General features: G+C 47.2%; 12 protein-coding genes. 4 read left to right on the top strand and 8 right to left on the bottom strand.

Annotated elements, in window-relative coordinates:
* Positions 1-11 precede the first annotated feature (11 nt).
* Both FEM55_RS15660 and FEM55_RS15665 read left to right on the top strand, forming a co-directional pair.
* On the top strand, positions 12-1337 hold the full coding sequence (locus tag FEM55_RS15660; protein ID WP_138282286.1) for a PepSY-associated TM helix domain-containing protein: 1326 nt from the start codon (positions 12-14) through the stop codon (positions 1335-1337).
* A gap of 45 nt (positions 1338-1382) precedes the next feature.
* Positions 1383-2102, top strand: a complete 720-nt coding sequence (locus tag FEM55_RS15665) for a DUF4198 domain-containing protein (protein ID WP_138282287.1) — start codon at positions 1383-1385, stop codon at positions 2100-2102.
* Between the two features lie 132 nt (positions 2103-2234).
* Here FEM55_RS15665 and FEM55_RS15670 read toward each other — a convergent pair whose 3' ends face one another.
* The 8 genes from FEM55_RS15670 to FEM55_RS15705 form a co-directional block, all read right to left on the bottom strand.
* Positions 2235-3467, bottom strand: a complete 1233-nt coding sequence (locus FEM55_RS15670) for a PQQ-dependent sugar dehydrogenase (protein ID WP_138282288.1) — start codon at positions 3465-3467, stop codon at positions 2235-2237.
* A gap of 273 nt (positions 3468-3740) precedes the next feature.
* Positions 3741-4616, bottom strand: coding sequence for a DUF808 domain-containing protein (locus tag FEM55_RS15675; protein ID WP_138282289.1), 876 nt, complete (start codon positions 4614-4616; stop codon positions 3741-3743).
* A gap of 245 nt (positions 4617-4861) precedes the next feature.
* Positions 4862-6364 (bottom strand): glycoside hydrolase family 32 protein, encoded by a 1503-nt coding sequence (locus tag FEM55_RS15680; protein ID WP_138282290.1) that lies wholly within the window; start codon positions 6362-6364, stop codon positions 4862-4864.
* 207 nt (positions 6365-6571) lie between these two features.
* Positions 6572-8284, bottom strand: coding sequence for a RagB/SusD family nutrient uptake outer membrane protein (locus tag FEM55_RS15685; protein WP_138282291.1), 1713 nt, complete (start codon positions 8282-8284; stop codon positions 6572-6574).
* A gap of 19 nt (positions 8285-8303) precedes the next feature.
* Positions 8304-11459 carry a SusC/RagA family TonB-linked outer membrane protein gene (locus FEM55_RS15690; protein WP_138282292.1) on the bottom strand — a complete coding sequence of 1052 codons (3156 nt, stop codon included), beginning with the start codon at positions 11457-11459 and terminating at the stop codon, positions 8304-8306.
* A gap of 4 nt (positions 11460-11463) precedes the next feature.
* A complete protein-coding gene (locus FEM55_RS15695) occupies positions 11464-12351 on the bottom strand; it encodes a carbohydrate kinase family protein (protein ID WP_138282293.1) in 888 nt (295 codons plus the stop codon).
* A 13-nt stretch (positions 12352-12364) separates the two neighbouring features.
* Positions 12365-13687, bottom strand: coding sequence for a sugar porter family MFS transporter (locus tag FEM55_RS15700; protein ID WP_138282294.1), 1323 nt, complete (start codon positions 13685-13687; stop codon positions 12365-12367).
* 262 nt (positions 13688-13949) lie between these two features.
* The gene (locus FEM55_RS15705) at positions 13950-16691 is read right to left on the bottom strand and encodes a substrate-binding domain-containing protein (RefSeq protein ID WP_138282295.1); all 2742 of its coding nucleotides are present in this window, start codon (positions 16689-16691) and stop codon (positions 13950-13952) included.
* A gap of 740 nt (positions 16692-17431) precedes the next feature.
* Between FEM55_RS15705 and FEM55_RS15710 the strand changes: the two genes are divergently transcribed.
* Together FEM55_RS15710 and FEM55_RS15715 are read left to right on the top strand one after the other, a co-directional pair.
* On the top strand, positions 17432-18349 hold the full coding sequence (locus FEM55_RS15710; RefSeq protein WP_138282296.1) for a class I SAM-dependent methyltransferase: 918 nt from the start codon (positions 17432-17434) through the stop codon (positions 18347-18349).
* A 489-nt stretch (positions 18350-18838) separates the two neighbouring features.
* On the top strand, positions 18839-20980 hold the full coding sequence (locus tag FEM55_RS15715; protein ID WP_138282297.1) for a GH92 family glycosyl hydrolase: 2142 nt from the start codon (positions 18839-18841) through the stop codon (positions 20978-20980).
* Positions 20981-21043 lie beyond the last annotated feature (63 nt).

The following is a 21043-nucleotide window of genomic DNA, read 5'->3' on the forward strand; positions in this document are numbered from 1 at the left end:
CCATTCATTTTATGACAACATTTAAAAAAGTGAATAACTGGCTTCATTTATGGCTGGGCCTGATTTCCGGGATAATCGTTTTTATTGTCTGTATTACCGGCTGTATCTGGGTCTTTAATGAAGAAATCACGGGTATGCTGGAACCTGAGACCAAAATCGAAAGGCAGGATAATCCCGTAATCATGCCGTCCAGACTGATGCAGATAGCCGCTGCTTCTTACCCGCATATGAAAGTTTCCTACGCTACTTACCAGCAGGGACGCATCATTTATCTGGGCCTTGGCGAACGGCGCGGACCCAATATAACGCTGAAAGTAAATCCTTATACCGGAAAAGTGATCAGCAGGGAAGTGCACAGGAAAGGCGAAACCAACTTCTTTCGCTGGGTACTGAACGGACACCGCTTCTTGTGGCTGCCTTTCGAAATCGGTCGTCCCGTTGTAAATTACGGTACGCTGGTGTTTGTCATTTTGCTGATTACCGGTCTGATATGGTGGTACCCCAAAAAATGGACGCAAAGTACGGTTGATAAAAGTTTTAAGATCAAATGGGGTGCTTCTTTCAAGCGCGTAAACCTTGATCTGCACAATGTACTCGGGTTCTACTCGCTTTTATTCCTGCTGGCCATTGCTTTGACCGGTATGGTTTACGGTATCCAGTGGTACAGTGAAGGGCTGTACTGGGTTACTTCCGGCGGTGATTCCCTGCCGGAAAGAGCACGCGAAGCAAAGTCGGACTCATTGATGGCCGGGAAATATTTTATGCCGCAGCAGGCCATGGACAAAGCCTGGAACAACGTCATTGCCAAACATCCAAGGTCCGAAGGATTTTACTATACTTTTCCGGATACTGCGAAAGCCACATCACCCATCTATGTAACGGTTTATCCCAACAGCGGCCAGTTCTACAACAACCGCAGTTACGTTTTTGACCAGCATACCTTGAAAGAACTTCCGCGTGACAAAGTTTTTGGTGCTCCGTATGAAGAAGCGGCGTTCGGGTCGAAGCTCCGCCGCATGAATTACGATATCCATGTCGGAAGCATACTGGGGTTTCCGGGGAAAGTGCTGGCATTTCTCTCTACTTTGATCGGTGCCAGCCTGCCTGTAACCGGCTTTATAGTCTGGTGGAACCGCAAGGGATTCGGGAAAAGCAAAAAGAAGCGTGAGAAGGGGAAGGGAAACAAGGAGAAAGGGAGTAAGGAGAAGGGAAGTAAGGAAAATGATGTTTATGCAAATGAACATATTGCTGCGAAGCCGGCTTTCAGGCCCAAAGTTCAGAATACGGTGGCATTTACCCAAAAAGTACCGGCAGGGAACAATCCCGGAAACGCATAAGATCACTTTATTTATAATTCAACGGATTAAAAAAGAACAGTACATATGACTACCCTGAAAAATCTGATACTGCTTGTTATCGTATTGCTGTCGAACGCCGGCAGCCTTTTTGCCCATGCACTCTGGATAGAAACCAGCACTGTTGGAAAAGCCGGACAGAAGCAGACGGTGAAAATCATTTATGCCGAGCCGGACGACAAACCCGAAAAACTCGGTGACTGGTATTCGGATGTGAAAGAGTTCGAGCTTTGGCTCATTGCGCCGGACAAGCAAAAGACAAAACTGGCGACCGTAGCGGCCGAGGATCACTTCACTTCGGAATTTACTCCGAGACAGGACGGCGTATATACCCTGACGATCAGCAAGGCGGCAAAGGAGCTGGGCGGTTCCACGATTTACCAGTTCAATGCCAGCGCCATCATTAAAGTAGGAAAATCACTGACCGGAAATGAAGCTTCTTTTAATGAAAACGAGATCAGCGTCTTTGCCGATGCTTCCGGAACATTTAGAACAAACCAGTCTGTAAACGTTACGACCCGGTTAAAGAACAAGCCCGCTGAAAAAATGGAGGTGAGCATTGCATCTCCGAGCGGCTGGAACAGGCATGCCCGTTCGGATGCAGGCGGAGCGGCGGAGTTTGTACCGGTATGGCCCGGTACTTACAAAATCGAGGCATCAGCCAGTGAAAAAGCAGAAGGCGATCATTTTGGCAAGCCGTACAAATCCATCTGGAGAAGCGCCACCTTGCTGATTGACGTGCAGTAGGCAGTTGCTTTAAATGATTCTGTATTTTAGAAAATTGATTTTAGTATAATAAAAAAAGCCATTTACTGTAAACAGATCTTGCATGAAAATCTGTTTACAGTAAATGGCTTTTTATTTATACCAAAAAACTGCTTACTTTTTGTAAACGCGGTATAATCTTCCCTGATCGGTAACGGCATACAAGGCGCCGTCTTTGCCTTCCGTGATGTCGCGGAAACGCTGTCCTTCACTGGCAAGAAGCCTTTCTTCTCCTACGACTTTGTTGTTTTCAATGACAAGCCTGGCTATGTGCATGCTGCTCAGTCCGCCGATGAACAGATTGTTTTTCCATTCCGGAATGCTGTCGCCGCTGTAAAATGTGATTCCGCTCGGAGAAACAACCGGATCCCAGTAATAAACGGGTTGCTCCATTCCTTCTTTTACCTGAATAGAATCGCCGATTTTCTTGCCGCTGTACTCGATACCGTAAGTGATTGTTGGCCAGCCGTAATTTTTTCCCGGCTCAATGCGGTTAAGTTCATCGCCGCCTCTCGGACCAAATTCCACTTCCCACAAGTCACCTGTTTCAGGATGAAAAGCAAGTCCCTGTACATTGCGGTGTCCGTAAGAATACAGTTCCGGTCTGGCGCCCGCTTTTCCTTCAAACGGATTGCCTGAAACAGGCTTGCCCTCTTTGGTAATCCGGATTACTTTTCCCAGGGCGGAGTTCAGGTGCTGGGCCTGCGGTCTGGTAATCGTATCGGAACGTTCTCCCGTGCTGATGATAAGATTGGCATCTTTGTCAAAAAGAATACGCCCGCCGTAGTGAAGATTGCTGGCAAATGCCGGTGTGGCCTGGTAAATAACCTTGGCGCCTTCTATTTTCTTTTCATCTGCAGATAATTTCCCCTTGGCTACGGCCGTGAGGTTGCCGCCGGGCAGCGCCTGTGAAAATACCCAGTAAACCATTCTGTTTTTCTCAAATTCGGGATCAACGCGGATGCCCAGCAAACCTCCCTGGCCTTCGGAGTTAACCGCCGGAATTCCGGTAATAGGCGCACTGACTTTCCCGTCTGTGGTCGCGATGCGCATGGTGCCGGCCTTTTCGGTAATGATCAGGCGGCCGTCAGGCAGCGTAGTGATTCCCCATGGATTCTGAAGTTCGCTGCTCAGAACTTTGCCTTCGTAGGCAGTCGCAGACTTTACACTGCCGATCCGGGTCTGGCCTTCAAATGAAGGTTTATAATCCGAATTGGCTTTCTGGGTTTCAACGGGTGCGCCGGTACTATCCTTTCTGGCAGTTTCGGAGGACTCTGATGATTCATGCTGGCAGGATGCAAGAGAAAAAGCAGCAGCTGCCGCGATCAGCAAAACATATTTTGTCATTGTTTTTGAAAGTTAACAGGTTTGGGAAATTAAATGATATACGCACATGGGACATACACCTCATCCGCATAAATGTAAAAATCGTTTTTTTGGTTCAAAAATGAATTTACATTATTAAGGCAATCCGAAACGGATGTCGGCTGGCAAATAGGTTTGGTCACCGGCCCGGCTGAACAGAAAGAACGGAGCGCCTGTCAGGTTGCTTGCTGCAATTTATCAGGTTTCAGGAATATAGGATCAGCGGGAAATCGGCCCGAACAGACGCGGTTACCCTTACTTCGCCAGAGCAACCAGTTTCTTGAAACCGGTAATAACCACAAAAGCGATCAGTCCGGCAACGATGCCTATTCCCAGTTCTTTGATCGTAGCGGGAACTCCGGGGAAAAGATGATGAAAATATTCAATGTTATGGACAAAGATGCCGCCTGACACCAATAGCAATGCCACGGTTCCCACCGCACCCAGGACCTTGATCATGACTGGAAGTGCCTTCACCAGTAAATGGCCCAGTTTTGAAAAAAAACCTTTATCATTCGATTTTTTAATCAGCTTGTAGCCGGCATCATCCGATCTTACAATCAATGCAACAATGCCGTAAACACCCACAGTTGCCAGCAAGGCAACGACTGAAACCGTCAGTATTTGGATTGTGAGATTTTCATCTATGACGCTGCCCAAAGCAATAATCACGATTTCTATGGACAGGATAAAGTCCGTTGTCACGGCCGATTTGATTTTTGCCTTTTCGTTATCAACGTCAATCGTCTGCGTTTCAGGTTCCACTTCTTTTATGACGGAATGTTCGCTTTTGGGATGATGAAAAAAGTATTCAATAATTTTTTCAACACCTTCGTAAGCCAGATAAAGTCCTCCCAAAAGCAGGATGTACGTAATGGCCGACGGTAAAAACACATTCAGCAGCAAAGCCAACGGAACAATGATGAGCTTGTTGAGCAGGGAGCCTTTGGTAATCGCCCATAAAACCGGTAGCTCGCGTTCCGATAAGAAACCGGTTGCTTTTTCCGCATTCACAGCCAGGTCGTCGCCCAGAATACCCGCCGTTTTACGTGTTGCTACTTTCGTTGCCAGCGCAACATCATCCATTAAGAACGCTATATCGTCTAAAATCGCAAAAAATCCTGATGCCATATTTTCTTTTACTTGCGCGAATATATTATAAAAAACCGATCCAGCAGGATTTGCCGAAATACAAAGATGAAGTTTATAACCGTTGAAAATCCTTTGGGTAAGCCGCCGAGATCCTGGTATGGACATTGGCGATGTGAAAAATGGCTGGATCAATAACGGAAAAATCCATGTCTAGATTACTAAACATGGATCTCGGCCGATTGGTATGTTCGGGTAGCAAGGCATTTGCGGAATGCCGGAACAACTTATTCCACCGATTTTTTCAGTACGGTATATTTGAGATTTTCCAGTGTAATTCCGGATGCCGATTTGATGTAAAGCTTTGACATTTCACTTTCGGGAAAGAAAATATCGGTCATGACCGTCAATCCGTTATCTGCAAAAAGCTCTACCGAAGCTACGTCAGCAATTAATGTCAGAGCCATTTTTTTCTCCGTTGCAAATCTTGGGGCGTTGTGTTTTTCTCCAAATCCTTTTTCAAAATCAGTTCTGCCGGATTTTGAACGGTCTATATAGTACTGGTTCGCAGCTTTGTCGTACCCTACGATGAGTTCATTGCCCGCTTCATTGGCCAGAACAATAGAGAAGTCCGCCGTGTTTTCCGTATGGATGTCCAGCAGGAACAATCCCGTTTTGTTATTGGCTTTTTCGGTCAGGTCCAGATTGTCCTTCACTCGAGTATTTTTCAGTGAAAAACCTGTTGTGTTCAGAACATCCAATTCTTTCACGGGAACCGAAGTAAGGTACATTTCTTTTCCGACCGTTTTCAGGCCAAGTTCACGCGCAATGGTATTTGCGCTGCGCCATGGATCGGTTGGCACCTGATTGGCATACTGCCAGTTGCTCATCCAGCCCATCAGTATGTTGCGGTTGCCCGTATTGGAAAATGTAACGGCGGCATAGTTGTCCGTTCCGAAATCCAGCCATTTGGTTTCCTTTGAATTGGACCGGAATGTTTTGCCGTCGAAACTGCCTGCAAAATACTGGCCGGCCGAGCCTTTGTTCGGTCCGCCCGGATTGATGTTCACGATCAGCACCCAGATTTCTTTTCCTTCGTGCATGATCGGAAACAAATCCGGACATTCCCATACGCCGCCATGCCCGCCTTCATTGGCACCAAAGTCACTTTCGCGAGTCCATGTTTTAAGATCGGGTGAGGAATAAAACGTAATCCGGTCTTTCGTTGCCAGGGTCATGATCCATTTTTTCTGAGGCTCAAACCATCTTACTTTCGGGTCACGGAAATCGCTGATGCCCGGGTTTTTTACAACGGGGTTACCTTTGTATTTGGTCCAGGTTTTGCCGTCGTCGAGGCTGTAAGCGATGCTTTGCGTTTCGTGTTTGCCGGTTTTCTGTTTTTCCTGTACCGGATCGTGGTGCGTGAATATGGCGACCAGCGCATCTTTCCCAAACCCGGCCGTATTGTTTTTATCAACCACCGCACTTCCTGAAAAAATATAACCCAGACTGTCCGGATACAAGGCAATCGGCTGTTCTTTCCAGGCAATCATATCCTTGCTCGTAGCGTGTCCCCAGTGCATCGGTCCCCAGACTTTGTCATTGGGGTAGTACTGATAAAAAAGATGGTAAGTCCCGTTGTGAAACACCATGCCGTTGGGATCGTTCATCCAGTTGGCTTTTGGCGTAAAGTGAAATTGCGGCCTGTATTTTTCCCTGAATTCCTGAGCCATAACCCGCGTGGCTGTCCATGCAGAAATGATAATCAGGGCGATAATGATTTTTTTCATGTGTAAGTTGGATGTTTTGGGCTGTTGGCTAATGGCTATTAGCTACTGGCTATTAGCTGTAAAATGATGTTTATAAAATTTGGAATATCAACTTTTGCTTTTGGCTGTTGTTTCACAGCGAATGTCAATTCCCTATCTGCTGATGCTGAAAGCCAGTCACTGAAAGCCACAGCTAATCGCTAACAGCTAATGGCTAACAGCTAACAGCTAAAAGCCCGGATTCTGTTTATATAACCCTTTTGTAAAACTGATTTCTCTTTGCGGAATCGGCAGATATTCGTCCCGTCCGGCTGTGAACCTGGCGGTTGACAGAAACGGCCGTCTTGCTTTTTCCTTTTCAAGGTATGCATTCAACGTTTTTTCGGCGATTCCCCAGCGTACCAGATCGAAAAAGCGCGGGCTTTCCGTTGCAAATTCCAGACGGCGTTCCCATTGCAATGCTTTCCGTGCATAATCCTGCGTCCACCCTGCCGATGCATATTCTTTGATATTGTATTTGGAAGCAAAAGTTCCGTCCGTCTTCTTCAATCTGCCCGTACTGTTGGCCGCCCGTCTTCTGATCTGATTGATCAGTGGAAGCGCCAGTGCCTGCTGCCCGAGTTCAATGTAAGCTTCCGCCTGCATTAACAAAACGTCATCGTAACGCAGTATATCAATGTTTTTGGACGAACCGATAAACGGGCCTTCTTTGTGGTACGAAGCGCTGGTTGCAAGCTGCTGATCTTTCATGGTATGAAAAAATCCGTAAACGCCCGGGTCGCGTATCCAGCTGTTGCTGAACGGCTTGGTTGCATCATATTTGTACGGATGCCCGTCAATGCCGATGGTATGGTCTACGCGCGGGTCTACGGTCTCGTTTGCAAAATCCACGTTTTTATCGTTGTATGTTTCAAAAAGAGGCAATCCGTCCGCACCGGTTTTGTAGGCATTGGCAAGATTCTGGCTGGGCTGGTGAAATCCGCAGCAGCCGTATTGCGGGGCGCCGTGCGGGTAATTCAGTCCGGTTACATAACTCAGCCTGCCAACGGCCGTTCCGTCATTGATCGAATACTGGATGGCAAAAATGGATTCCGGGCCGTTTTCCGTTTCGGCAATAAAGTTCTCGGCGAAGTCGGGCTGCAGACTGTACTGTCCGGAGGCAATAACCTGTTGCGTGAGCGTCACTACTTCCTGCAGGCGGGTTTTGTTGATGTTCGTTACCCTGTGCGTATCATCCTGTTCATAAGCCTGGTATAATCTCAGTTTGGCAAGATATGCCGCAGCGGCCATTTTGTTGGCACGTCCGATCTGGCTTTGTCGGGCAGGCAGGTTGTCTACCGCAAACTGGAAATCTTCTGCAATTTTGTCCCATAGCTGATCATTGGTCAATTCCACATTGGAGGTTTTCAGGATTTCCTCGCTGGTCAGGTTTTCGGTAATGTAAGGAATATTTTTAAAAAGCATTTTAAGCATAAAATGGGAATGGCCACGCAAAAAGCGCATTTCAGCCGTTCGGGTCTGCTTCAACGGGAACTCGGCTTCCGTGAGTGCATTCATGCTGGCCAGCGCGGCGTTGGCCCGGCTGATGGCCTTGTAAAAATTTTCCCACGTAAACGGGTGCATGGAGCCAAGGTCAGGGCGGGTAAGGTTATAATGTTCGTAAAAATCGATTTCCGCAACATCCGAAACGCCGCCTCCGCCTTTGTACGCATCATCCGAACGCACGCTGCCGTAAACCCACATGCTGGTCATCGGGCCAATCATTTCGTCGTTGCCGATACCGGCATAGGCAGCAGTTGCAAGTGCTTCGGCACTGGAAGCCGATTTGATGTTTTCGGAAGATAACAGCCCTTTCGGCTCGTAATCCAGAAAGTCGCTGCAGGATGTGGCGGTGAACAAACTGCCGGCCATTATAATGCTGAATATGAATTTGGTTCTCATCGGATTTCTGTCAAAAAATTTAGAATGAAACATTTAAGCCCACTGTAATCGTCCTCGGAATAGGGATGGCATTCACATCCACGCGCTCCGGGTCCGGCCCGGCAAATTCTCTGGATTTGATCAGAAACAGGTTTTCAGCCATTACGTATACCCGCAGTCTCTGCAGTTTGATCTTCTCAATCGCTTTTGAACCGATCGCATAGCCAAGCTGTACGTTTCTGAGTTTGAAATAGGACGTATTTACATTGAAATAGTCAGAGGCGCGGGTTTCGTTATTGGCGTCGGAAAGCGAAAGGGCAGGGATTCGGGAACCCGAATTTTGCGGTGTCCATGCATCAAACACGCCCGGTCCCGAGTTTTCACGGCCTCTTATAAAGTTGTTGTAAAATGTATATGCGTCAAATCCTGACCGGCCTGCAACGCCCGACCCAAATACGGACAAGTCAAAGTTTTTGTAAAATGCCTCAATTTTCAGGTTGTATTCAAAAGCAGGCAGCGTGGTTCCGAAAAATACGCGGTCGAGGTCATCAATTCGGCCGTCGCCGTTGCTGTCCACATAGCGGATGCGGCCGGGACCGGCCCCAACCTGCGTCGGAGCGGCATCCACTTCCTGCTGGTTCTGGAAAAGTCCGTCGGTTTTGTATCCAAACAGATCAAACTGGGAATGCCCGAGAATGGTCTGCGTCACATTGCCCGGGTAGGCTGCCCTTACTTCCTCCGGCAAAACGGTGATTTTGTCGCGGAAGCGGCTCATGCCGGCCATGACATTGTATGTGAAATCACCTTTTGGCCTGGCGTAATAACCTACCGAAAATTCGAAACCGTTGTTGGACTTCTGCGCCCCGTTCACCACTTTCAGCTGGCCTTCGCCTACGGCGGACGCAATCGGCGGCGTAATCAGGATATCGCTGGTCTTGCGGGTAAAATAGTCAAACGAACCCTGAATGCTTCCGTTAAAAAAGCCGAAATCCAGGCCGAAATTGGCTTCATCCGTTGTCTCCCATTTCAGATTCGGGTTGGCTCCCTGAATGGAGACGATGCCCGAAGGAAGATTGCCCGTATTGGCACCGTTCAGGTCATAGGCTGTTCCGATATTGTAAAACTGATCGAAGAAACTGTTGTGGCCGTCCGGAAATTGGGAACGTCTGGATCCATAGCGGGTATCAAAAAGACCAAATCTTGCCAGATCGCCAATTTCCTGGTTTCCTACACGGCCCACACCGGCACGAAGTTTCAGGCTGCTTACCGATTTGAGATCCTGCATAAAAGCTTCCCGGTCTATACGCCATCCCACCGAAGCAGCCGGAAATATCCCATAAGCGTTTTCTTTGCCGAAACGCGATGAACCGTCGCGCCGGATGGTAACCGCCGCCAGGTACCGGTCCGAAAAACCGTAATCGATCCGGGCGAATTGTGAAAGCAGCCTGCTTCCCGAGCCGGTTCCGGTGATGTTTGCATTTCCTGTTCCTGCATTCAGTACAAAGTAATCTTCAGTCTGCTGCGCAAACCCTTCCTTACGTGCAATTTCAAAGTTCAGGTCATTTTTAATGGCTTCAATGCCGCCCAGCAGTTTGAAATGATGTTCGCCCAGATCAAAGTTGTACCGGACCGTATTGGACCAGGTTGCACTCAGATAGCGGTTCTGGTCAATGGTCAGGCTGTTGTTCGAACGTCCGAATGAGCCTTCTTCAAAGGATTGTTCGATGTTTTTGAAATAATAACCGGCATTGTCCATGCCCAGGCTTGTACGCAGGAAAAGGTTTTTGACGGGTTCAATCTCGGCAAATACATTTCCGAACAAAGTCAGTCGGTGCGTGTTGTCCCATTTGTTTATTTCCTGCATGTGCAAAGGATTGTTCCGGTCCGAATAACCCGAGCCGATGCCGCCGCCCCAGCTGCCGTCTTTGGCATAAACCGGGATGGTAGGAGCGAGGGTAACGGCCAGTCCGGTAGTGGCCGCGCCGCCGATGTCCGTGGATGCCAGCGTTTCATTGGAAGATGCGACCTGCATATTCGCCCCGATTTTAAGTTTGCCGTTGAACGCGCTCGTAAGGGCATTGATACGGCCGCTCAGCTTGTCATAATCGGTGTACCGGAGCATACCGGTGTTTTTGTAGTATCCCAGATTGATCTGCAGAGAAGAAGTTTTAGTGCCTCCCGAAATCGTCAGTTCATTGTTGGTGACAATGCCGGTCTTGTAAAGTTCCTTTTGCCAGTCGGTGTTGCCGGCGGGCATATTGGCATTGCCTCCCACCAGGGGCTGCACGGTAACGCCGTTCAGTACCGGATTGGCAAAATCCTTGTTCCAGTCAAACTGATAAAGTGCGCCATAGCCGTCCTCAGGGTTTACGCCGTCGTTTACAGAAGCCTGCCAGAGTGCGCGTCCGCGGTCTACGGCATTCAGCATTTTAAACCTTGCATACTTTTCCGACTGGGCCGAAACACTGGTGTTGAAGTCGATGGTGATTTTTCCGTCCGCATTGGCTCCGTTTTTGGTCGTGACGATGATGACGCCGTTGGAAGCTCTGGAACCGTAAATGGAAGAAGCCGATGCATCTTTCAGCACCTGCACGGATTCAATCGAGTTGGGGTTCAGGCTCTGGAAAACTTCCGGACGCTTGGTAGGAATGCCGTCGATGATGTAGAGCGGATCGGTGTTGCCGAGCGTATTCGCGCCACGGATCAGGATGCGGGAATTGGCTCCGCTGGGTGTTCCTGTTTTTTCAATGTAAAGACCGGGAACACGGCCCTGCAGCGCCTGCATCGGGTTTCCTGAGCTGATATTTTTCAACGGTGCCATATCCACAATGGCAATGGCGCCGGTAAGATCTTCCCTTTTGGAGCTTGTATAACCGACTACAACGACTTCGTTCAGGTTTTTCTGGTCATATTCCAGCGTAACGTCCACAGTTGACTGGTTACCGACCGGCAATTCTTTGGCAACCATTCCCACGGATGAAAAAACCAGCGTGGCAGCAGGGTTTACCGAAATCGAGTACTTTCCTGCCGCATCGCTCACTGCGCCGTTCGTTGTCCCTTTTTCAAGGATGCTCACGCCGGGAAGGATTTCTCCGTCCGTTGCCTTTATCGTTCCGGAAACCGGCACGTTCTGTGCCCATGCCAGCTGCATACTGCACAGGATGGCCAAGGCCATAGTTAGTAATCTTTTGTTCATGGAATTACTGGTTAATGTTAAGGAATTGATCAAGTTCCGCTTCGGAGATTTCGGGTGTGGCTCCGCGATGCGAGGCAACCAGTGCACCTACGGCACAGGCTTTCCGGAGTGCGGCAGACACGGGTGAGCCGGAAATATATTCTTTAAGGAACATGGCAAGAAAAGAATCTCCGCTGCCGATGGTGTCCTGAACTTCCACTTTGTATCCTTTCTGCGTATGAAACCCGTCAGCGGAAAGAACCATGGCGCCATCGGCTCCGAGCGTTACACAAACCAGTTTCAGGTTAAAGCGCTCGTACAGAAATTTCATGCGGGTTTCCACGTCGGGCTGTATGCCGAACCAGTCGCATACGGTACCCAGTTCATGCTCGTTGACTTTTACGATATCGGCTTGCTGCAGCAGGTGTTCCGCCGTTGTCCTGTCCAGATGCGGAGGACGGATATTTACATCAAATACTTTCAGTTTTGCCTCTTTAAGCAGTTCAAAAAGCGTATCGCGCGATTGCTGGCTGCGTACCGAAAGTGTGCCGTACACGAACACATCCGAATTTTTTACCAGTTGCCTGTTTTCAGGTGTTGCCTGGATGTAATCCCATGCTACGGGCTGCACAATTTTGTAAGTGACTTCGGTTTTGTCGCTCAGGTTTACTTTGACAATGCCGGTAAGATGCGTGGTGCCGGTCTGGATAAAGTCTGTATTGAGTTTCTGTTTTTCAAGGTATTGCATCAGCTCGGCGCCCAGATCGTCGTCACCCGCCCGGCTGATAAAGGCAGGGTCCAGACCAAAGTTTTTAAGATGGATGGCTACATTCATGGGGGCGCCGCCGGGCTGCTTTCCGGAAGGCAGCATGTCCCAGAGCATCTCCCCGAAAACGGTAATTGCAGGTTTCATATAGTTGGTGAGTTTAATGCAGGATGATTGTTTTGTCCGTGTGTTCCAGCGAGGTTCCTTTGGTTTCAGGCATGATGCGCCATACGAAAATGAGCTGCAGAACCATCATGATGGCGAAAAATGAAAAGGTGATCCCTCCGCCGAGGTACTCCGCAATGATGGGAAAGGAGAATGCAATCACTGCGGCCATGAACCAGTGCGTAAAGCTGCCGAGTGCCTGTCCGCTGGCCCGTACTTCATTCGGGAAAATTTCAGAAATAAAAACCCAGATTACAGCACCCTGCGAGAAGGCAAAAAAGGCGATGTAGACAAACAGGAAAACAGGGACGCCTGTAAAATCCTGTATAAAAAAGGCCCTTGCAACCAGTCCCAGCGTGATGATGACGCCCACCGAACCGATGGCCATGAGTGTACGCCGGCCAAACCGGTCAATGAAATTGATGGCCAGCAATGTAAAGGCAAAGTTGACAAACCCAATACCGGCAGAAGACAGGAATGCCGCTTTTGCGCCCAGGCCGGTCATTTCAAAAATACGCGGACTGTAATAAATAATGGCATTGATCCCCGAAACCTGATTGAAAACGGCAAACAGAACGGCAAGCATGACGGGCGTCTTGTACTGGGCCGAAAAAAGTCTGGCAGTTGGCTTGTCCTTGGTTTCCTCGTTTGCTTGCAGGATAGCAAACAAAGTTTCTTCGCTGCTGCCGGCATCAATGATGTCGAGAATTTCTTTTGCCTGCTGTACGGCACCTTTCTTCATAATGAGCCAGCGGGGACTTTCAGGGACGTACAGGATGGCAAGCAGAAAAATCAGGGAAGGCAGCGCCTGCACGCCCAGCATCCAGCGCCAGGCATTTTCACCCAGATCCTGCATGAAATAATTGGAGAAGTAGGCGATGAGTATGCCGAAAACGACATTGAACTGAAAAAGCCCGACCATTTTTCCGCGTGACCGTGCAGGAGAAATTTCGGAGATATACATCGGTGCGGCAACGGAAGAAGCGCCAACGCCCAACCCGCCCAGGAATCGGAAAAATATGAAAACGTACCAGTCAGTTGCGAGTGCGGAACCAAGCGAAGAAACCAGATACAGAACGGCAATCCAGAACAAAGTAGTTTTTCTTCCAAGCCTGTCTGTAGGAATGCCGCCCAGCATGGCACCCAGTACGGTCCCTATCAGGGCAATGGAAACAGTGAAACCATGTTCGACCGCCGACAAATCCCATAGATGCTGAATGGCCTTTTCCGCACCCGAAATAACGGCCGTGTCGAATCCGAAGAGAAACCCGCCCAGGGCAACGACAATCGACCAAACTAATACTTTGCTGTTCTTCATGAATAGTTCTGATTTTTTGTCAAAACTACCGCCATGAGGTGCCCGGAATAACTAAATAATATCTCAAAAAAGTTAAACTTTGATACAGCCGGTTTTTGATGTAATAGTTAGTTGATAATCAATAGGTTAATTCATAATTTAAAATTTGTTACATCCGTATACTTTCAATTTTGATACAACTTGTTTAAAAAATGTTGCAAGATTACAGACCTGCACGGATGTCAATGGTACTATTCTCGGAATATTTTAAATAAAAACCCGCCTACTTTTGATTCTTATATTCCATCGGCGTCTGCTTGTATTTTCCTTTAAAAGCAGTTGAAAAGTAGGTCGGAGAAGAAAATCCAACCTTGTATGCGACATCGGCCACGGTGAAGTCATCACGCCTCAGTAAAAACCGGGCCTTGTTGAGCCTTAGCTGCTGAATGTATTCGTTCACGCTCATGCCCAGCAGTGCTTTTACCTTTCTGTAAAGCTGCACCCGCGACAATCCCAGTTCTTTCCCGATTTCTTCCACACTCAGTTCGGAATTGTCGTAATGCTCCTCAATATAGGCTGTGAACTGCGTAAGGAATTTCTTGTCCAGTTTATTGGGATTTGTTCCCGATGAAATCTCGATCGGCAGTTCGCTCGTATAATGTTCCCGGAGCAGCGCCCTGTTTTTGAGCAGCGTTCTGATCATTTCCTGTACGTATTGCAGATTGAACGGTTTGGTGATGTAAGCGTCCACGCCTGTCTGGATTCCTTCGATCTGCTGTTCGGTTGTGGTTCGGGCGGTAAGTAAAATAACGGGAATGTGCGAAGTCCTGAAATCCGTTTTGAGAATGGAAGTAACATGAAGGCCGTTTTTTTTGGGCAGCATCACATCGCATATGATTAGGTCCGGAATGTGCTCGAATGCCAGGCGCAATCCTGCTTCGCCGTCCTTGGCCACAACGATCTGATAGCCGGTCTGTAACTTTTGTTCCAGCAGGCGGACCAGATCATCATTGTCTTCAATAATCAGTACCGACTGCTCGTGGTTTGAAACCTTGTTTGCATCCGTGGCCAGTGTTTGCAAGGTGTCTTCACCGGGTTCAAAATCCTGGGTCATTGTAAAATCTTCTGCCAGATCGTTATGCAGTTCCTCCGGCTGAAAATGGGTGTTTCCCAGCGGCAGTTCGATTGTAAATGCCGTTTCCTTGTTAGGCTGGCTGCGGACGGAAATAGTGCCTTTGTGCAGGGCGATCAACTCTTTGGAAAGTGCCAGACCAAGCCCGCTGCCCAGTGTTTTGTAGCTGCTTTCAGCCTGGTAAAATACTTCAAAAACATGCGCTACTTCTGCTTCCGTCATGCCGATTCCATTGTCTTCCACCGTCATCTGCACATGGCCGTTATCCAGTGTTCTGATGTAAAGATAAACGCGTCCCTTGTCCGGAGTGAATTTAAAGGCATTGGAAAGCAAGTTGAAAATCACTTTGTCCAGCATCGTGGCATCAAACCAGACCATAACTTCGGCTTCTGCTGCGATCAGCTGAAAATCAATCCTGTGCTTGGAAGCAATCCGTTCAAACGCCGCCATGATTTCCTTTGCAAATGCCACCAGATTGTGTTCGCCGGCCCGTACCTGCATGCCGTGACTTCCCAGTTTCCGGAAATCCATGAGCTGGCTCACCAGCCGGAGCAGCCTCAATGTGTTTTTCTTGATCATGGAAAGCTCCTGCTTTATCAGCGGGTCCCGGATTTTTTCACTGGCCAGCACGTCTTCAACCGGCGCAAGGATGAGCGTGAGCGGGGTCCGGAACTCGTGGGAAATGTTGGTAAAGAATTTCAGCTTGGCCTCGTTTTCTATTTCGGCACTTTGCGCAAGTTGCTCAATCTGGCTTTTCTGATCCGATATTTCATGGTTTTGCATTTCCAGCCGTTCGTTGATTTTCCGGTTTTCCCGCAGCGAATAAAAGGAGATGGCTCCGAAGATCAGCGCAAGGGCAAGTGTAATGGAAACCGTGTAAATGACAATGCTCTGATTCTCCGAAATCGCACGCTGTTCTTCAATTTTCTTCTGGCGGCGTTCAATATCCTGTTGCTGGGCCACCAGTTTCTCACTCTGCAGTTTCATGATCCTGACATTGGTAGAATCAATCATGGTGATCTGAAGCCGGTTTTCTCTTTTAAATGGTTGTTTCTGTAAAATGGAAATAGCCGTTCGTATGGCTTCTTCGCCCCCGGTGGGATATAAAATCGTGGCATTCAGAACGCCTTTGTCAACCAGATCAATTCCGCCATTCGGGCCGGTAAGCCCGTCTACGCCGATCAGCCGGATCTTTTGTTCAAGACCCAGATTTTTACAAACCTGGAATGCTGCAAGTGCACGGCGGTCATTCTGGCAAAAGATGACGTCAATGTCCGAGTGGGTTTTCAGGAGTTTGGTCAGCGGTGCTTCAAAGGAGTATTTATCCCAGTCACCGTCCAGTTTTGCAACCAGTTCAATGCCGGGAAAATGTTTAACCGTTTCCATAAAACCCTTGTGACGGTCTATATCCGCCGAAGAGCCGGGCTTTTCACTGATTTCAATTACTTTCCCGCCTCCTTTCAGAAGCGTATTGGTGTAAGCTCCGGCAATCTGGCCCACTTCGACATTGTCGGCCCCGACATAGGCAGTATACTGGTCAGAATTGGTACGGCGGTCCAGAATAATGACCGGAATGCCGTTCTGATATGCTTTTTCTGCAATGGGTGTGATCGGCTCGGCTTCATTGGGCGATATGATGAGCAGATCAATATGCTGGTTGATCAGTTCCCGGATCTGCGTAATCTGCCTGTCGCTCTGGCCTCCTGCATCTTTCATGACAAAGCTGATCTCGGGATGGAATGACAGCTCACGGTACATACTTTCCTGCATCGTTTTACGCCAGTTGTCGGCACCGGTGCATTGTGAAAAGGCGATGCTGAACTGTTTAGATTCTTTCCTGGCGCAGGCCGTCAGGACGAGGCTGAGTAGAACGATTAATTTAAAGTATTTCAACTATTTATTGTATTTATATGGGTATTCCGTCTTGTTCAAATGTATCACAAATAGCATTGAAAAAAAACATCATTTTAGACGCGGCGGTCGAAAGTGTCTTAGAAGGTGTGTCAGGAGAATTGAAATATGCTTTATTGACTGATCGTTCCTCTTTCTATTAACATGGAAGCTTGCAGAAGTAGCTGATCTATTTCCTTTAAAGGTATGTATTCATTGATCTTGCAACAATTGCGGCGATCAAGGTTAATAAAGGGCGGTTTTTTTTAATGTAAGTTCCAGACGTTGTCGGAATATGCTTTGTATATCTATTTCAATTTATAAATCCAGAACGTAGATGCAGTCTTGATTTAATTATCTTTTTATTTCTTTCCGTACCAAATCTGTTAGATAGAACAAATGAAAGAGGCGGATTGATCAGTTTAGAACAAAATTCAATTAAAGATGCATTACGACAAGGAGACAGAACTTGCCTGCAATTTGTTTTAGATCATTGTGCAGCTACCATCTGCATTACAGAACTAGAATATTACCGTTAAATAAATATACTCTATACCGTTAGTTAATTAACGAACCTCAGTCTGATTATTTCCGATGTACTTTGACTGTCAATAATGTCCAAGGTTAAAATATTGTACAACTTAGAATACTGGTTGTTATTGATTATTCAACCTTGCTTTGATGATTTCGCTTGACTGTAAGGGCGAATATCTTCATTAATAGCATTATCTAATACAAAGTCTATGCACAATAAACTGACGGAAGTTGTTAAAAATCTGCCTGTATTTGGAAAATGGGTACGTAAATTCAATACTTACAGAACCAGAGTGCCCGCCGGGCATTATTATAGCCCTATTGTTTCAGTACAGGAAATTAAAAGAAGAGAATCACAAATATACCCACTACCTAAAAACAAGATGGAGGGCTTAGAGCTATCTGAAAATGAGCAGATTGCTTTATTTACTTATTGTTTCGACCATTATTATAAAGACTTGCCGTTTTCAGAAAATAGTAGTTCTAAACTACGATACTATTATAACAACAAGTATTTCGGGCATGCAGATGCTACCTCATTGTACTTTACTATTCGCCACTTCAAACCCAGAAAAATTATTGAAGTGGGTTCCGGATTTTCTTCTGCTGTAATGCTTGATGTCAACGAACATTTTTGTAGCAATGGAATTGATTTGAGTTTTATTGAACCATATCCTGATCGGTTGTACTCTCTGTTAAAGGATAGTGAAAGGAAAAATACGAATATTATTGTAAGCGACCTGCAAGATGTTGACATCAGGTACTTTGAGCAGTTGGAAGAAAATGATATTCTATTTATAGATTCAACACATGTATCGAAAACAGGCAGTGATGTGAATTATTTACTGTTTAACATTCTTCCAGTCCTTAAATCCGGTGTCATTATTCACATTCATGATATATTCTATCCTTTTGAGTACCCGAAAGAATGGGTAATTTACGGTAATGGAAGGTTTGGCTGGAATGAAGCTTATATATTACGTGCTTTTTTAACGAATCAGAATCAATACAAAATTATCATTTTTAATGACTTTATGCAGAGTTTCCACAAGCAAGGGATACTCCTGAATATGTCCAATTACAATCAACATGGGCGTGGAGGAAGTTTGTATTTGAGAAAGGCTTGAAAAAACACACCGATTATAAATTCATTTCTGATAAATTAGGCAGTAATGTATTTGATCTTACTTAAAGGTTGAAAAGCTTTTTAACTAAGTAATTTGCAAACTTTGTTATGCTTTCTTCATTCTTCCTTCCGTCATTGATTACATCATATGAAGTTAGTTACAACATTTAAGTTCCATACTTTGGTGTAAATAAAAATTCACAACTTTCCAGACAGCCGGAACATGCTTATTTGTTATGAAATGCATAGGGTAAAAGATGGAAGTGTGTATTTGTTTGCTATGGATCTAACACCAGCTGTTTTGATTGAGACTTGCTGAAAAAGGATCTGTCTGGGTAAAAGAAGCGGAAACCGGAAAGAGAAAAGAGAAGTTCTGATTTTTTAAGTATGTTTAGAAAAGGGTACGGCAGGAGGCTTTTGCAGGATATGCAGACACCAAAGCCTAACCGGCTGTAGCGTAACGTATTTACTTAATCAAAACTGTATTTCAATGAAGCTTCCGAAAACCCTGTACGGTTTTTTAATGATCCTGACGGCTTCGGTTCCCGGACAAAGCCAGCAATACACGAAATATGTCAACACATTTATCGGCACGGCACCACTTACGGATCCGAAAATTCTGGGGTACAAGCTGCCCGAAGGATGGCGGTCGTGGGCAGGACTGACTTTCCCGGGCAGTTCGCTGCCCAACGCGATGGTTCAGCTGAGCCCGATGACGGAATACGGCTCCGGTGCGGGCTATGAGTATGAAGACGACGTTATTCTGGGTTTTACTCATACCAACAAAGGCCATTGGAACCTGTGCAACATTCCGGTCCTGCCGCTTTCCAATCCGGGCGGAAAATTCGGTTCGAAGTTCAGTCATCAGAAAGAAAGTGCCGCGCCGGGATTTTATCAGGTTTATCTCGATGATTATCATGTAAATGTGAGCCTTACTTCCACGCTCCGGGCCGGCTATCACCGGTACGAATATCAGAACAGCAAGGACCGCCAGATTCTTTTCGATCTTGCAAAGGCCAATAACAAAATTTCCGACTGGCGCATGGAACAGGCGGGCGACAATGCTGTTCAGGGGTTTCAGCAGACGGGTGAAAAAATTTACTTCTACGCCGTACTGAATACGCCCGTTCAAAAGCTGGAAAAGAAAGAAGAAGGTGCAGCGAGCGGTTATGCAATCGTACATCTGGCCGACGGCGGCAAAGGGCCCGTGGAACTTAAAATCGGGATTTCGTTTGTAAGTACGGCTAATGCAAAAGAGAACCTGGAAAAGGAAATAGGCGGCAAGACCTTCGAAAATGTCCGCGCGGAAGCCACCTGTACGTGGGAAACACTATTGGCATCGGTGCAGGTCAAAGGCGGTACAGAGAAGCAAAAACAAATGCTTTATTCCAGTCTGTACAGATCGTTTTTGTGGCCTGCGCTGCGCAGCGATGTGAACGGCGCGTTTACGGATGCAAAGAAAAATGTGGCCAAATCTGATTTTCGTTATTACACCGAGCCTTCACTCTGGGATACGTACCGGAACAAGGATGTGCTCCTCGGGCTGATTTCGCCGGATGTAACCCGGGATGTAATCAAGTCCATGAAGGATGTCGGTGATAAAACGGGCTTCATTCCCACATTTTTTCACGGCGATCACGGATCGTCGTCCATTGCAGGCGCTTACCTGCGCGGGATCAAAGATTTTGATATAAAAGGTACTTACGAAATCCTACTGAAAAATGCGAACACGCCAGACGGCGCCCGGCCGTACATTGCCGAGTACATTCAGAAAGGCTATATCTCAGACCCTGACGTGCCTAATCCGCATGTGGAAACAAAAGCCAGAGCGGGCGTCTCCAAAACACTGGAATACTCGTACGACGATTACTCCGTGGCGCAGCTCGCGAAAAGTCTGGGCGATACGGCCAATTACAGGGTGCTGATGGCACGCTCCGGAAATTATAAAAACATGTTCGATGCTTCTACCCGTTTTATGCGCGGCAGGCTCGAAAACGGCGACTGGATCAAGCCGTTCAATCCGCAATACCCTTATTATGAATACATGTACCGAGAAGCCAATGCGTGGCAGATGTCGTTTTTTGCACCACACGATATGCCCGGGTTGATTGCACTCTACGGCGGCCCGAAAGGCTTTGAGTCGAAACTGGATTCGCTTTTTACGGTTCCCTGGAACCCGTCTTACATTGCACGCAATGTGGAAACGATGATCGGTCAGTACTGCCACGGAAACCAGCCGGACCATGAAGCGCCGTTTGCTTATCATTTCATCGGAAAGCCTGAGAAATCGCAGAAAATCCTGGATCATATTCTCAATAATCTGTACGGAATCGGTGATGAGGGACTGGCGCTTTGCGGGATGGACGATGCAGGCGAAATGTCGGCCTGGTATGTGTTCAGCGCATTGGGATTGTACCCGTTTTCGGCTACCGATCCGGAATACATTGTGACCGTACCGCTTTTTGACGAGGTGAAATGGAAAACCAGCAGCGGCAAAATGCTGACCATCAAAAAACCGGCAAAAGGCAGGAACCTGACGGCCATCAAAGTAAACGGGCAGCAAACAAAGGGCTATTTTGTGCCGCACAGTCTTTTTACCGATGGTGGAGAAATCGAAATGGTGACGCGGTAGTTGGGAAATGGAGGAAGGAGGAAGGGAAGAAAGGAGGAAGGTAGGAAAGTTTTGGGGTGATTA

The organism is Dyadobacter sediminis (assembly GCF_005860765.1).
In the GTDB taxonomy this organism is placed as follows: domain Bacteria; phylum Bacteroidota; class Bacteroidia; order Cytophagales; family Spirosomataceae; genus Dyadobacter; species Dyadobacter sediminis.

Bases quoted from the DNA above. Each gene is read 5' to 3' on its own strand.
- FEM55_RS15685 (WP_138282291.1), bottom strand. From the start codon at position 8,284: ATGAGAACCAAATTCATATTCAGCATTATAATGGCCGGCAGTTTGTTC.
- FEM55_RS15695 (WP_138282293.1), bottom strand. From the start codon at position 12,351: ATGAAACCTGCAATTACCGTTTTCGGGGAGATGCTCTGGGACATGCTG.
- FEM55_RS15660 (WP_138282286.1), top strand. From the start codon at position 12: ATGACAACATTTAAAAAAGTGAATAACTGGCTTCATTTATGGCTGGGC.
- FEM55_RS15700 (WP_138282294.1), bottom strand. From the start codon at position 13,687: ATGAAGAACAGCAAAGTATTAGTTTGGTCGATTGTCGTTGCCCTGGGC.
- FEM55_RS15715 (WP_138282297.1), top strand. From the start codon at position 18,839: ATGAAGCTTCCGAAAACCCTGTACGGTTTTTTAATGATCCTGACGGCT.
- FEM55_RS15680 (WP_138282290.1), bottom strand. From the start codon at position 6,364: ATGAAAAAAATCATTATCGCCCTGATTATCATTTCTGCATGGACAGCC.
- FEM55_RS15670 (WP_138282288.1), bottom strand. From the start codon at position 3,467: ATGACAAAATATGTTTTGCTGATCGCGGCAGCTGCTGCTTTTTCTCTT.
- FEM55_RS15710 (WP_138282296.1), top strand. From the start codon at position 17,432: ATGCACAATAAACTGACGGAAGTTGTTAAAAATCTGCCTGTATTTGGA.
- FEM55_RS15675 (WP_138282289.1), bottom strand. From the start codon at position 4,616: ATGGCATCAGGATTTTTTGCGATTTTAGACGATATAGCGTTCTTAATG.
- FEM55_RS15665 (WP_138282287.1), top strand. From the start codon at position 1,383: ATGACTACCCTGAAAAATCTGATACTGCTTGTTATCGTATTGCTGTCG.
- FEM55_RS15690 (WP_138282292.1), bottom strand. From the start codon at position 11,459: ATGAACAAAAGATTACTAACTATGGCCTTGGCCATCCTGTGCAGTATG.